The sequence below is a fragment of the Flavobacterium sp. PL11 genome, from assembly GCF_035985025.1.
Classification (GTDB): domain Bacteria; phylum Bacteroidota; class Bacteroidia; order Flavobacteriales; family Flavobacteriaceae; genus Flavobacterium.
In genome coordinates this window covers 61,352-75,359 of the sequence record NZ_JAXCIA010000003.1, presented here as the reverse complement: position 1 = coordinate 75,359, position 14,008 = coordinate 61,352, and the positions used below count along the sequence as shown (strand labels likewise).

Sequence of the window (14,008 nt, the reverse complement as noted above, 5' to 3'; positions counted from 1 at the left end):
TATAAAACAATTATTATGGAATAATTCTCGTTTTCAACACTTATTTTAACGCTATTAACTAATTACCACTTAACCAAAACAATATGAACCAACCTTTTATTAAAAAAATTCGATTTAGTGTCTTTCTTGTATTTTTCATAACGCTTTCCACTGCCATAGGACATGCACAAAAAAAGAATGTTAAGAATAAAACAGCAGCACCTTTTGTTTCTGATAATGTCTTCAATGCTCTTAAATGGAGAAATATTGGTCCCTTTCGATCGGGAAGATCCCTAGCAGTAGCAGGACATGCAGACCATCCGTTGACGTATTATTTTGGTTCGACAGGTGGCGGAGTTTGGAAAACTATTGATGGTGGAAATGATTGGCTTCCTATTTCTGATAGCATCTTCAAATCGTCAGCGGTTGGCGCAATTACAGTAGCGCCATCTGATGCCAATGTAGTTTATGTAGGTATGGGTGAAGCCGATATGCGTTCTAATATTTCTTTTGGTGATGGAATGTATAAATCCGTAAATGCAGGAAAAACATGGTCTAAAATAGGACTAGAAAAAGCAGATGCCATAGCGAATATAGAAGTGCATCCCACAGATGCAAATATCGTTTTTGCAGCAGCAATGGGTAATCCTTTTAAGTCTAATCCTGAACGAGGCGTTTATCGCAGTAAAGATGGTGGCAAATCATGGCAATTAGTATTGTCTAAAGATGAGAATACAGGCGCAATGTGTGTTCGTATTGATCCCAGCAATCCACGAATAGTGTATGCAACGCTGTGGGAAGGATACCGTAATGGGCATTCTATGTCATCCGGTGGAAAAGGTTCTGGAATGTATAAATCTATTGATGGCGGTGACAATTGGAAATCCCTAAACGAAAAACCAGGAATGCCTGTTGGAATGCTTGGGAAAATGGGTATCGCGGTCTCTCCAGTAAATTCTAATCGTTTGTATGCTTTAATTGAAAATACAAAAGGAGGTCTTTATCGTTCTGATGATGCCGGTGAACATTGGGAATTAATTAATGAAGATAAAAATCTTTGGCAACGCCCATGGTATTATATGAATTTACAAACCGATCCCAAAAATGAAAATGGTTTGATTGTATTAAATGTTAATGCTTGGAAAACTTTTGATGGAGGGAAAAGCTTTAAAAAAATAAATGTGCGACACGGAGATACGCATGATGTGTGGATAAACCCTAAAAATCCAGATAACTTTATTATAGGTGATGATGGCGGAGGAGAAGTTACCTTCAACGGAGGAGAAACATTCACGGAAATAGACACGCCAACCGCGCAATTTTATCACGTATCAGTTGACAATGAATTCCCCTATAATATTTATGGCGCGCAACAAGATAATTCTTCGATACGCATTGCTTCAAGAACAAGTGGTAATAGTATAGGCACGGAATCATGGTATGCAGTTGCAGGTGGAGAAGCAGGCTACATTCAAGCTGACCCTAACAACGCTGATATTACTTATGGAGGCGAATATGATGGCCAGTTAAGCTCTCATAACAAAAAAACGGGACAAAGCAAAGACATCTCTCCTTACCCAGAATCAAACATAGGAGCCCCATCAAATGCAAAAAAATATCGTTTTCAATGGACGTACCCAATTGTTTTCTCTCCTCATAATCCAAAAAGAATGTACGTTACTTCTCAAGTAGTACATGTAACGGAAGACCAAGGAAATTCGTTTGAGATTATTAGTCCTGATTTATCTAGAAATGATCCAAAAACTACAGGCGAAACTGGTGGGCCAATAACTAAAGATCAAACTGGAGCCGAAGTTTATGCCACTATATTTACACTCTCAGAATCCCCTTTGGAGAAAGGCGTTATCTGGACAGGTTCTGATGACGGTTTGGTGCATATTACGAAAAATGATGGAGGAAAATGGGAGAATATATCGCTGCCAAAGTCAGTACTGCCTGAGTTTTCATTAATCAGTATGATTCATACTTCGGAACATGAAAAAGGGAAAGCCTATTTAACTGCCAATAAATATATGTATGGTGATCGCACACCGTACATGTTTAAAACAGTCGATTATGGGAAAAATTGGACCAAAATAACCAATGGGATCCCATCTGATGAATATTGTAGAGTACTGCGCGAAGACCCCAATAAGGCTGGATTATTGTTTGCTGGAACCGAGAGAGGAGTATATGTGTCTTTTAATGATGGAGATTCTTGGCAAAAGCTAAACCTAAATCTTCCAATTACTCCTATTCGTGATTTACAAATTCAAAAAAGAGAAAAGGATTTAATTGTAGCTACTCACGGCCGAGCCTTTTGGATACTGGATGACATAACGCCACTTTATGAAATAAAAGACAAAACTATTAAAGAGGACAAACACCTTTTCAAGCCTCGCGCCGCTTATAGAATGAAAGGCGGGCAAAGTGAAGACACGAATACGGGAACCAATGCACCTAATGGAGCAATTGTACGCTATTATTTCAAAAAGAAACCTTCCACAGAGATAAAATTACAGTTCTTGACACAACAAGGAGATACGATTATTACCTACTCTTCTACAAAAAATTTGAAAGGAGAGCCAATGAAAATCGCCAAAGAATTTTTTCAAGATACTAAAAAAGAGCAGCCCGGTTTTATCACTGCAAAAGCTGGTATGAACACATTTGTGTGGAACATGCGGTACCCAAATGCAACCGCTGTTGAAGGAACCAATATAATGTGGGCAGGATCTGGCGAGGGTGCCAAAGTGGTTCCAGGGAATTATATCGTTAGATTAATTGAAGACAAGACAATTATTGCAGCATCACCAATTGAAATAAAACTAGACCCAAGAGTTACTGTTAGTGATGCTGATTTAAAAGAGCAATTTGATTTACATCAAAAAGCGAACAAAAAGGTAAATGAAGCGCATATCGCTATTAACCAAATCCGAAAAATCCGCACGCAAATTAATGACTATATCGCTGCAGTGAAAGATACTATTGTCGTGAATGAAATAAAAAAAATGACAAAACTGACTTTGGAAAATCTAGATAAAGTAGAAGCAACATTAATGCAGCCTAAAGCTAAAGCGCCACAAGACGTATTAGCGTATCCAATTCAATTAAATGATAAAATGGCTGGATTAGGATCTAATATTTCCTCATCAGAGTCAAAACCAACACGAAATGCTTACGTTGTTTATGAAGATTTAGCAATGAAAATAGATGCGGAAATCAAAAAAATAAAAGACATTATTGATAAAGATGTTAAGGAGTTTAATGCTTTTGTCATGAAACAGCAAATTCCGGCTATTATCTTAGAAAAGAAGTACAATAAATAAAACTTGATTTTTCAAGTTTCCACAACAAAAAAAAGGGTAGAAAATATAGATTTTTCTGCCCTTTAAAAAAAAGTTAACAATACCCTTTCCTGTGAGTTGCATTATTACATTGCCATTATTTGATTTTAGTAAAAATTAGAATCATTCGCACGAACAAGAATACATATTTCATCCCTATTGAGTTTAAGTGCCTTTGTGTTCCTTAAACCTTTATTGTGTCCCTATCAACAAAAAAATATTTACTCACTCAGCATCTCCACGCAAATGATAAATTTCCCCAATTAAAGGTTCAAAAGAAAATTTAGCATTGTACCCTAATTCATTCTAATCAAATCCCTGCATTAGAGTCTGATATTGAATTTTAGCAACTATTCGGTTGTGAAATTCTTAAAAATAAGTAGGTTATTATTAATTTTAAAAATGGATTATAAAAAATCTCTCTGGTTTTCAATATTTTGGTTGTAAGTCTGTTTTGATTGTTAATACTTACTGGGTCTATTTGCCTTGTTTTATATGTTTTACAACTGAAATTTGTAAAAAATAAAATATCTTTTTTGACAACTCAACCTAGCATAGAATCCCTTTTAGAAATCATAGCAAAACAAGCTGTGCAGATTGAGCAGCTTTTAAAAAGGGTTGAGCAACTTGAACTTGAACTTGCCGTTTATAAAAGTAAAAAAAACAGTACTAACAACCATATTGCGCCATCCAAGGATGAAAATCGTATCAAAACCAATCAATCCTTACGTGAGAAAACAGGTGAAAAAACCAGCAGGTCAACTGGGACATCTGGGAAAAACGTTGGATTTTTCATACGATATTAGTCAGGTTGACCAAGTGGTACAACACCTACCTGATTATTGCAATTCTTGTGGTAAAACCTTAGTAAGTGCTGAAAAAGCACTCTTAGATAAACACCAGATAATTGATATTCCACCCATTAAACCCGTGCGAATTGAACATCAAATTTTTAGTAAAACCTGTACTTGTGGTTGCGTGAACAAAGAGAAATTTCCACAAAATATGCCTTTAAAAATTCAATATGGACCTAATATTAAAGCTACAATCGCTTATTTGAGCACAGGTCAGTATGTTCCTTTTCCAAGGATGCAAGAATTTTTTTCGGATGTGATGAATCTATCTATTTCTGAAGGTGGAATAGCACACATTTTACAACGATTTGCTCAAAAATCAACTCCTTTATATTTAATGATTAAACACGGTATTCAGTGCGGTGCTTGTGTTGGAACAGATCAAATGCTTAAGCATTTGTGAAAACGAATGAAACAAAATAAAACATGAACAAACAGGAGTTGTGGTAAATGGCGCAAAATATTGGCGGTGGTGCTGGCAAAATTCACGTTTTACCTACATTACTATCACTGATAATAAAGGATTTAAAACCATTGAAAATGAATTTCAGAATGGTCTTCCAAATACATTTTTAGGTCACGACCGCTATGCGGCACGTTTTAAATGTAAAGCTAAAGGACATTAAATTTGTATAGCCCACTTACTGCGAGATCTCAATTACATTGAGGAATTATACAAAAGTGAGTGGCAAAATCGGTTAAGATTAAACTCTATCAAGCTTTAAAGTTAAAAAATAAATTACTCTCAGATAATATAATGCCCAAAATATAGAACGCAAAAATATAGAAAACAAACTGGATGAACTACTCAAAACAATAATTCCAGAGCCACATAAAAAAGCAATTACTTTACAAAAACAACTCCTTATTCATCAACAAGAAATACTTCTTTTTCTAGATCATCCAGAAATACCACCCGATAATAATGGATCATAAAGAGCAATCAGACCCCAGAGCTATGCTCAAACTGGCGCAGCAAACATAATAGTGAAACAAAAATATCAGGACAGCTTAAATCTACATCTGGAGCCGATGCTTTTGCAATCATAAGATCTATAATTAATACCACTATCAAATCTAAAAAAATGTTTTTCACGCACTTTTGCTCACAGCTTTGAAGGGAACACAATAGTTACAAAATATAAATTAGACGGAAGACAATCACAGTTTTAACTTTTTAATAAAGAAAAATACTAGAGAAAGTAAATAGAAAATTGAGCTAGAATTTGCCGCGAAGCATCATTTTGGCTAAATTTTTCTTTTACAATGCAGTACCTTTAATTCTGATAAATTGACAAATAATAGTTTAAACTTTGCCCTTAAAAAATTGGAACCACCGACATAATTCTATTTATTTTATGATTGGTTTTAAAACATTCCAAACATTTGTGGCCAGTATTTCATGGCCTTCTTTTGTGGGATGAATACCATCAGATTGATTCAAAGCAGCTACACCGCCAACATTTTCCAATAGAAAAGGAATTAAATATACATCATTCTTTTCAGCCAATGAAGGAAATAAGTCCTGAAATTCTGTTGAATACGTTTGTCCCATATTCGGTGGAAGTTGCATACCCGCTAAAATAATTTTTGTTGATGGATATTTTGTCTTTACCGCATCAATAATATATTGCAAATTCTCTTTTGTTTGTTGCAACGGCACTCCTCTTAAACCATCATTTGCACCTAATTCCAAAATAAAAATAGCTGGTTCTTCATTTAAAACCCATTCAATTCTGTTTTTGCCACCCGACGTTGTTTCGCCACTTACACCCGAATTAACAACAGTATAATCTAATTGCAATGCGTCTATTTTATCTTGAATTATTCCAGGAAAAGCGTCGTTCACATCTTCTAATCCATAGCCTGCGCTTAAACTATCACCAAAAAAAAGAATTTTTTTAGAACTATTAGTTTGAGCTTGTTCCGTTTCTGTTTCAGGTGACTTTGTTTCTGAATTGCTTCCTTTGTTAGCGTTATCAGATTTACAAGCAACGAACAAAATCAGTATAGCAAAGTGAGAAAACTTTATGAAAACCTTTAGATTTCGAGTGACAGTATTTAGTAGCAATTGTCTATTTTTCAGCATCAGCATATTATAAAAAAAATTAAATAAAAATAATGTCAAATATATTAAAGATTAATGATTTAGAGAAAACTTATACGAGTGGTTCTAAAAAATTAACAGTAATTAGCAATATCTCATTTGAAGTCGAAAAAGGTTCTATCTTCTCCATTGTTGGACCGTCAGGAAGCGGAAAAACAACATTATTAGGACTTTGTGCGGGTTTGGATTATCCAACTTCTGGAACTATTGAACTTTGCGGAACACCTTTACAAGCTTTAAATGAAGATGAACGCGCTGCCTTGCGAAACAAAGAAGTGGGTTTTATTTTTCAGAATTTTCAACTGTTGCCAACCTTAACAGCTCTGGAAAACGTAATTGTCCCTTTAGAATTACAAGGTGAAAAAAATGCGGCAAAGTTTGGTATCGCTTTATTAGAAAAAGTAGGCTTAGGCGATCGTTTGCATCATTATCCTTCGCAATTATCTGGAGGTGAACAGCAACGAGTGGCATTGGCAAGAGCGTTTTCTAATAAACCCTCTATTTTATTTGCAGATGAACCTACAGGGAATTTAGATGAAGAAACTGGTGAAAAAGTTATTCAGTTACTTTTTGAGTTAAATAAAGAAGCCGGCACCACTTTAATTATTATTACGCATGATTTAGATTTAGCAAATCGTACGCAACGAATTCTACGATTAAAAGGTGGGAAGATTATTTCAAACGAAAAAACAACAACTATTTAATGAGCAATATTAATTCAAAATTGAATTTTCAGTGGCTTTTAAAAATGGCTTGGAGGGACGGTAGAGCGAGTCTATCCCGTTTACTGCTTTTTATGGCTTCCATCATTTTGGGTATTGCAGCGGTAGTTTCCATTCAATTGTTTAGTGAAAACTTAAAGCAAAACATTCAAAAACAGTCAAAATCCTTAATGGGAGCCGATTTTATTATTGACAGTAAGCAAGAACCGTCTAAAAAAGTGCTCACCATTATAGACTCTTTAGGAGCTGATGCTTCGGAAGTGAACTTTGCTTCAATGGCTGCTTTTCCTAAAAATGGCGGAACGAAATTAGTAAAAGTGCGGGCCATGGAAGGGCAATTCCCTTTTTATGGCAACATTACAACTGAACCCGTAGAAGCTGGTGCAACTTATCAGAGTTTAAAAGGAGCTTTAGTAGATGCCACTTTGTTATTACAATTCAACCTTAATCCCGGCGATTCCATAACAATTGGCGAATTGACGCTTCCTATAATTGGTGCTTTACAATCCATTCCGGGTACTACAGCCATTTCATCGTCTGTAGCGCCAGCCGTTTTAATTCCTTTTTCTTTATTAGAAAAAACAAATTTGTTGCAATTGGGAAGCAGAAAAGAATACCAGTACTTTTTTAAAGCACCGGAAATGGATTTAAATAAGTTGACTGAAAAACTAAATCCTATTCTCAATGCCGAAAATGCCGATTTAGATACGCATGTTAGCACAAGCGAAAATTTAGGAAAACGGTATGATAATGTGAGTCGGTTTTTAAATTTAGTAGCTTTCATTGCGCTTTTACTCGGATGCATTGGTATTGCAAGTTCGGTACACATTTACATCAAAGAAAAGCTGAAAAGTGTGGCGGTTTTAAAATGTTTAGGAGCCTCAAGAAAACAAGCCTTTTTAATTTATTTACTGCAAATCATCAGCATTGGTTTTGTTGGTGGAATAATTGGTTCCGCCATTGGAACGGGTTTACAATACGCTTTCCCTTATATTTTGCAAGACTTTTTACCATTTGATGTCCAAGTAATTATATCCGTACAGCCTTTAATTATGGGTGTTGCTTTGGGTGTTTTAATGTCGGTTTTATTTGCATTATTGCCGTTATTAGGCACTTGGTACGTATCGCCATTAGAAGTTTTAAGAGGTGCTGAAGACAATTTGCAAAAGCCGAAATTTGCACGAATTACAGTCTTTTTGACGATTGTACTTTTTATATTTCTGTTTTCTTTTTGGATGCTGAAAGACGCCGTAGATGGATTAATTTTTACCGGTGGTATTTTCATCACTGTTGCGATATTGGCGGGTATTTCACATCTATTTATTCAATTGATAAAAAAATATTTTCCAAGTTCTTGGGGCTATACGAAACGACAGAGTTTACTTAACTTATTTCGTCCTAATAACCAAACCATGGTACTTGTTTTGGCTATTGGTTTAGGTACTTTTTTAATAAGTACGTTATATTTTACGAAAGATATTTTGTTGGCCAAAACCACGATCGAAAATAAAAAGAAAGATGCCAATATCATTTTGCTTGATGTGCAAGCTGAACAAGAAACAGCGCTGTTGCAAACCCTTAAAAGTAAAAATTTAGAGGTAATTGCTAACGTTCCAATTATAACGATGCGGATGGAACGTATTCGTGGCAGGTCGGTAAATGAAATCCGTCAAGATAGCACAATTAACATGCGTAAATGGGTTTTGAATAGGGAATTTAGAGTCACTTATCGCGATGCTTTATCGGAAACTGAAGAATTAATCGAAGGCGAATGGATCGGAAAAGCATCACCTAGAAAACCCATTCCAATATCTATTTCAGATAAAATGGCTGAAGATGCAAATTTAAAGCTGGGTGATAAACTCGTTTTTAATGTTCAAGGTGTTTTAATGGAAACTTTTGTAGGCAGTATTCGGAAAGTAGATTGGACGAGTTTGCAAATAAATTTCATGATTTTATTCCCGACTGGCGTTTTAGAGTATGCCCCTCAATTTAATGTAATGACAACTTATGTACCCAACAAAGAAAGTTCTGCGGCTTTACAGCGAGATTTGGTACAAAAATACCCCAATGTGACCATTTTAGATCTTCGGCAAGTGTTCACCATTGTAGAAGATATTCTTGACAAAATTTCGTGGATTATTAATTTTATGGCATTATTTAGTATTTTAACAGGCTTAATTGTACTCGTCGGTTCAGTTAGAAATAGCAAATACCAACGTATCAAGGAAAGCGTTCTATTGCGAACTTTGGGTGCAAAAAGCAAACAAATTTTACAGATAACTGCTTTGGAATATATTTATTTAGGAATATTAGGAAGTTTAACTGGTGTTTTATTATCTTTAATCGGAAGTCAATTGTTAGCTCTTTTAGTTTTTAAAGAACCATTTATACCTTCCCTAATTCCGTTTTTAGTGTTCATACCAGGAATTACATTTTTAGTGGTGCTGATTGGCTTAAGCAATTTGAAATCTGTTTTAAATAGCCCACCATTGGAGGTATTGCGGAAAGAAGTTTAAAAGTATGACAATTGTGAATCATCCTGTTTTTCTTGAAATTTTTCTAAAACAGGATGATTGATATTTTTGCTTTACCGCAAAACTATTTTTAAATTCTACACTTGGAAACAAAAAATAGTTGTATTCTAAATTTGGGCTATTTGTAAGAAGTATTGCAAGTGCTTAAAAATTTGCATTTACAGTTGAAGTTGATAGCAATGTAGTTTCTACTTTAAACGTAATGCTTAAAATTATTTGAGAATAATAAAATTCTTTTTCACAATGTAAAAGCAACTAATAATTACATCACTGCGTTGTTTTCTTCATAAAATCTACCGTTTCATCAATGCGGTCGTTCCAAGGCCAAAAATATTGCAAAATCATAGGAATGTGCTTCTTGTTTACTAAAATGGGAGTTACGTCTTTCTGATACTGCTGCAATTCTTTGACAAAACGATTGTTTACTACTTTGATGGATTGATAGGTTTTCTTTCCCACATAAATTAGAAATGGTGGAGTGTTTTTGTTTAAGAAATAAATAGGCGAAGCATTTTTCCATTCCTTTGGGTCATTTGTCCAAGTAGTTAAATAATCATTTTCGTTTGTGGGTGGGAATTGCTCAAAATAATGTTTCATGTCTAATCCTGCTGCATGATTCAAAATAATTCTCGAAACGGTATTTTTTTCCACTCCATATTTGGGATTCATGGTAGCCAAAGCCACTAAATGTCCTCCCGCAGAATGACCAGTAACAAAAAGCTTTTCGGGATCTCCACCGTATTTTTTGATACTGGTTTCCACCCGTTTAATCGCACTTGCAATTTCTGAAGCTATCTGATCATAATTTGCCTCTGGACTCAACGTATAACTCGGAATAATCGTAATTACATTTTTCGTGGCAAAATTTCTTTCAAAAAACCCTTAAATGTTTTTATTTCCCGTGTTCAATTTTCACCGTGAACGTATACTAAAACAGGCAACTTCTCCGCTTTTACTTTTCGAGGAACAAATACATTTAGTTCCATTGGCTTATTCTGAACCGAAGTTACATAAGTGATGTTCTTGAATTTTTTGGTGCTGCAACTTGAAAATGCAAGCAGTACGGAAAGGAGGAGTAAATAACGCATTCGTTTTTTATTGTAATATATGATAAAAGTAGGAAAATAAGCTCAACTTTTTTTTAGAATTAAATCTTTCAATTTTAGAATTAAGCTTTGAAGTAACTTATACAGCACATTTATTGAAGAGATTGTAAAATTAGCAGCAGCTAGAAAATCTAATTTTATCCCAAAGAGCCAGCGGCTCGACCAATTTCCCAACCCGTGAATTTATTCGCGAAAGAAAAAAAACACAGCCTCAACAAAGAGCCAGCGGCTCGACCGATTTCCCAACCCGTGAATTTATTCACGGAGGAGAAAAAATACAACCTCAACAAAGAGCCAGCGGCTCGACCGATTTCCCAACCCATGAATTTATTCGCGGAGGAGAAAAAATACAACCTCAACAAAGAGCGATCGGCTCGACTGATTTCCCTACCCGTGAATTTATTCGCGAAAGAGAAAAACCACAACCTCAACAAAGAGCCAGCGGCTCGACCAATTTCCCAACCCGTGAACTTATTCGCGAAAGAAAAAAAACACAACCTCAACAAAGAGCCAGCGGCTCGACCAATTTCCTAACCCGTGAATTTATTCGCGGTTTATCAAAAATACAACCTCAACAAAGAGCCAGCGGCTCGACTGATTTTGTACCCCATCAATTTATTAGTGGGTTTATCAAATCAAATCAAATCCTCAAAAAGATACCGATCCTCATACGGAATTTCAAACTCATCCAACAACGCAATATATTCCTCCTTAAACGATTTCTTTCTGTGATGTTCCTCTTGATTGGCAATGTAATTATAGACATTTTTCACCGCAGATTTGCTATACGAAAATACGCCGTATCCTACTTGCCATTCAAACCGCTCTTTCAGCAATCCAGTTTCATTGATGCGTTTCGAGGATTTTGCCTTTACCGATTTCATTAAATCAGAAATAGAAACCGTAGGTTTTAAACTTAAAAAACAGTGGACATGATCCTCCACTCCATTTACAATAATAGTTTTGCATCCCGTCTCGTTAATTAAATTACCAAGAACTGCAAAAACACTGCTTCGCCAATCTTTGTGCAAAACTGCTTTTCGGTATTTGACTGCAAATACACATTGGATATAAACTTGATGGTAGGTGTTTGCCATAACTTATCTAATTAAAGATTTATTATGTCAAATTTAATTAAAATTGTGAAGTAATTTAAGAGTTGAAAATAAGATGTTTATAATTTGAAGCTTTATTTATTGGAATTCCTTTATTGAGATTTTTTCATTGAAGGGTTTGTTTATAGGACTTCTTTTCCATTCCCTTGGATTGAAATCCAAGGCAAAAACATCGGCCGTTCCTCTGGAACTTTTATTAGAATTGGGTTTTCTAATTTACTTTGGATTGAAATCCAAGGTAACAAAATGGGTCGTTCCTATGGAACTTTTATTAGGATTGACTTTTCAAGTTTTTAATGATTTACTTTTAAAATATTTCTTAAATCCGCAAGCTACTGAATTAGGAAAGAGAAAAAGTCAGTGAAAACAATGCTTCAAAGACTTTTTTCTTTCCAAAATTTTGACTAAATTTAGTCAAAATCTCTCACAGGATGAAAATTACGACTTCTTTAGAAAATATCCACAGTTTTGGCGGATTAAATTTTGTGTCAAACGAATTTAAAACACTTGATTTTGCACAAATAATTGACAACCAATTAGGTAATAGAAGCCCATTTGCCCAATATTCTTATTCAGATATTTTGAAAAATATGTGGATGATTGCTTTCGCTGGTGGCGATTGTGCTGAAGATATTCAGGAACACTTAAAAACGGAACTTCAAAATACCATTGACATGAATGTTAGTTCGCCCGATACTATTCTGCGAGTGCAACAAGAACTAGCAAGTGCTACAAAAATCATATATTCAAAGGCTCAAGTTGAGAATCAAATCAAAACAAATGAAAATCTTAATAAATTAAATTTAAGCATTTTAAAGAAATTAAATGTGTTTAATCAGCATAAATATCATGATTTAGATTTTGATAATCAGTTTATTGCCACTGAAAAATATGATGCAAAGAAAGGGTACAAAATGATTCACGGCTATTTCCCATCTGTTGCTTCAATTGGAAGAAATACTGTTTATTTTGAAAATAGAAATGGTAATTCCAATGTCAAATTTGAGCAACACGAAACTTTAGAAAACGTTTTTACATTGCTCAAAACTAACAACATAAAAATTGGAAGAGCACGAATGGATTGTGGCTCATTTACTCAAAATGTTATTGAAAAAGTGGCATCACATTGTAAAATATTTTACATAAGAGCTCAAAAATGCGAAGATTTACTGCAACAACTCAAGTCAGTAACTACTTGGCAAACTATTGAAATCAATCATAAAAAAGTAGAAGTTTGTAGCTTGAATTATAAACCTTTTAAAAAAGAAACCTCATACCGATACGTAATTAGTAGAGAGCCAAACGATACAGGTCAAGTAGATGTTTTTCAGCAAGATTCATTCATTTACAGAGCTATAATTACTAATGATTCCGCTTTATCAAAGCAAGAAGTTATTGAGTTTTATAACCAACGTGGGGCTTCTGAAAAAATATTTGATGAATTAAATAATGATTTTGGCTGGAAGCATTTGCCTTTTTCATTTTTAAATCAGAACACTGTTTATATGATGATTATGGTAATGTGTAGAAATTTTTATCTCTATTTAGTGGAAAAAATTTCTGAAAAAGTGACATTTATAAAAAGTAGTTTTCGATTAAAGAAGTTCATTTTTCGATTTGTCGTAGTACCATCAAAATGGATAAAAAAATCAGGTCAAAAAACCTTAAAACTCTTTACCAACATGCCATATCATTTAGTTCTAACGTGATAATACGGCTCAAAAAAGCTAAATATTACCACAATTACGTTTTGTATTTAAAATTAAAAGCTTGAATTACAGCGTTTTGACTTTTTATTCTTTTCGGGCTCATCGTTGACGAATAAAAAAATCGCAAACGCAATAATTGCAAGCACAAATAAATTAACGAACTATATTACAGACTTTTTTTTTAAAATTAAAGACTGTTTTAAACAAAAATTGGATAATAATCGATTTTTAAATCCGAAAAGGATATTTAGATTAAACGAATTTGTAGCTTGCGGATTTAAGGTTATTTAATTAGTTAATTATAAATCAAAAATTTTAACGTCTTTTCCATTAAGATTTTTAGTTGTCTGTACATCTACAATTCACATTGGAACAACAAAGTATTTAATGTGATAATTGCGTCCAAAATTTCATTCATGTCAGATAAGTCAATATCTTCCATCATTTCTGCTAAATCGTCATCACTAACATTGTAGTAGTTTAATGAAGAGGCTACTTTGTCAATTATTTGTTGTTTCAGATCTTTCATTTT

The 14,008-nt window shown here is 34.3% G+C and carries 14 protein-coding genes; 9 read left to right on the top strand and 5 right to left on the bottom strand.

Translation table 11 applies throughout. From position 1 onward, the window contains the following. The first annotated feature begins 83 nt into the window (after positions 1-83). From RCH18_RS02795 to RCH18_RS02780, 4 genes are all read left to right on the top strand, one after another. On the top strand, positions 84-3,308 hold the full coding sequence (locus RCH18_RS02795) for a WD40/YVTN/BNR-like repeat-containing protein (protein WP_326935243.1): 3,225 nt from the start codon (positions 84-86) through the stop codon (positions 3,306-3,308). 554 nt (positions 3,309-3,862) lie between these two features. Next, positions 3,863-4,132, top strand: coding sequence for a hypothetical protein (locus RCH18_RS02790; protein WP_326935242.1), 270 nt, complete (start codon positions 3,863-3,865; stop codon positions 4,130-4,132). Further along, positions 4,068-4,583: an IS66 family transposase zinc-finger binding domain-containing protein gene (locus tag RCH18_RS02785; protein WP_326935241.1), complete on the top strand. Its 516-nt coding sequence runs from the start codon at positions 4,068-4,070 to the stop codon at positions 4,581-4,583. Before RCH18_RS02790 ends, RCH18_RS02785 begins: the two co-directional genes overlap by 65 nt. Before the next feature lie 40 nt (positions 4,584-4,623). Beyond that, positions 4,624-4,806: a hypothetical protein gene (locus RCH18_RS02780; RefSeq protein WP_326935240.1), complete on the top strand. Its 183-nt coding sequence runs from the start codon at positions 4,624-4,626 to the stop codon at positions 4,804-4,806. Positions 4,807-5,531: 725 nt separating this feature from the next. On the opposite strand, the gene RCH18_RS02775 is transcribed toward RCH18_RS02780, so the two are convergent. Further along, a complete protein-coding gene (locus RCH18_RS02775) occupies positions 5,532-6,269 on the bottom strand; it encodes an arylesterase (RefSeq protein ID WP_326935239.1) in 738 nt (245 codons plus the stop codon). 32 nt (positions 6,270-6,301) lie between these two features. Here RCH18_RS02775 and RCH18_RS02770 point away from each other — a divergent pair, with 32 nt between their 5' ends. Both RCH18_RS02770 and RCH18_RS02765 read left to right on the top strand, forming a co-directional pair. Next, positions 6,302-6,991, top strand: coding sequence for an ABC transporter ATP-binding protein (locus tag RCH18_RS02770; RefSeq protein WP_326935238.1), 690 nt, complete (start codon positions 6,302-6,304; stop codon positions 6,989-6,991). Between the two features lie 44 nt (positions 6,992-7,035). Beyond that, positions 7,036-9,528: an ABC transporter permease gene (locus RCH18_RS02765; RefSeq protein WP_326935314.1), complete on the top strand. Its 2,493-nt coding sequence runs from the start codon at positions 7,036-7,038 to the stop codon at positions 9,526-9,528. Between the two features lie 285 nt (positions 9,529-9,813). Here the strand turns inward: RCH18_RS02765 and RCH18_RS02760 are convergent, their stop codons facing one another. Beyond that, a complete protein-coding gene (locus RCH18_RS02760; protein ID WP_326935237.1) occupies positions 9,814-10,368 on the bottom strand; it encodes an alpha/beta hydrolase in 555 nt (184 codons plus the stop codon). Positions 10,369-10,451: 83 nt separating this feature from the next. After that, positions 10,452-10,634, bottom strand: coding sequence for a hypothetical protein (locus tag RCH18_RS02755; RefSeq protein WP_326935236.1), 183 nt, complete (start codon positions 10,632-10,634; stop codon positions 10,452-10,454). Between the two features lie 195 nt (positions 10,635-10,829). Between RCH18_RS02755 and RCH18_RS02750 the strand changes: the two genes are divergently transcribed. Further along, complete coding sequence (locus tag RCH18_RS02750; protein ID WP_326935235.1) at positions 10,830-11,186, top strand: hypothetical protein; 357 nt, start codon at positions 10,830-10,832, stop codon at positions 11,184-11,186. 101 nt (positions 11,187-11,287) lie between these two features. Here the strand turns inward: RCH18_RS02750 and tnpA are convergent, their stop codons facing one another. Beyond that, entirely contained in the window at positions 11,288-11,749 is a 462-nt protein-coding gene (tnpA, locus tag RCH18_RS02745) for an IS200/IS605 family transposase (RefSeq protein ID WP_326935234.1), read from the bottom strand. A 169-nt stretch (positions 11,750-11,918) separates the two neighbouring features. Between tnpA and RCH18_RS02740 the strand changes: the two genes are divergently transcribed. Both RCH18_RS02740 and RCH18_RS02735 read left to right on the top strand, forming a co-directional pair. Beyond that, on the top strand, positions 11,919-12,131 hold the full coding sequence (locus RCH18_RS02740; RefSeq protein ID WP_326935233.1) for a hypothetical protein: 213 nt from the start codon (positions 11,919-11,921) through the stop codon (positions 12,129-12,131). A gap of 67 nt (positions 12,132-12,198) precedes the next feature. Beyond that, positions 12,199-13,476: an IS1380 family transposase gene (locus RCH18_RS02735; RefSeq protein ID WP_326935232.1), complete on the top strand. Its 1,278-nt coding sequence runs from the start codon at positions 12,199-12,201 to the stop codon at positions 13,474-13,476. A gap of 355 nt (positions 13,477-13,831) precedes the next feature. Here RCH18_RS02735 and RCH18_RS02730 read toward each other — a convergent pair whose 3' ends face one another. After that, positions 13,832-14,005 (bottom strand): hypothetical protein, encoded by a 174-nt coding sequence (locus RCH18_RS02730; RefSeq protein WP_326935231.1) that lies wholly within the window; start codon positions 14,003-14,005, stop codon positions 13,832-13,834. Between the last annotated feature and the right edge of the window lie 3 nt (positions 14,006-14,008).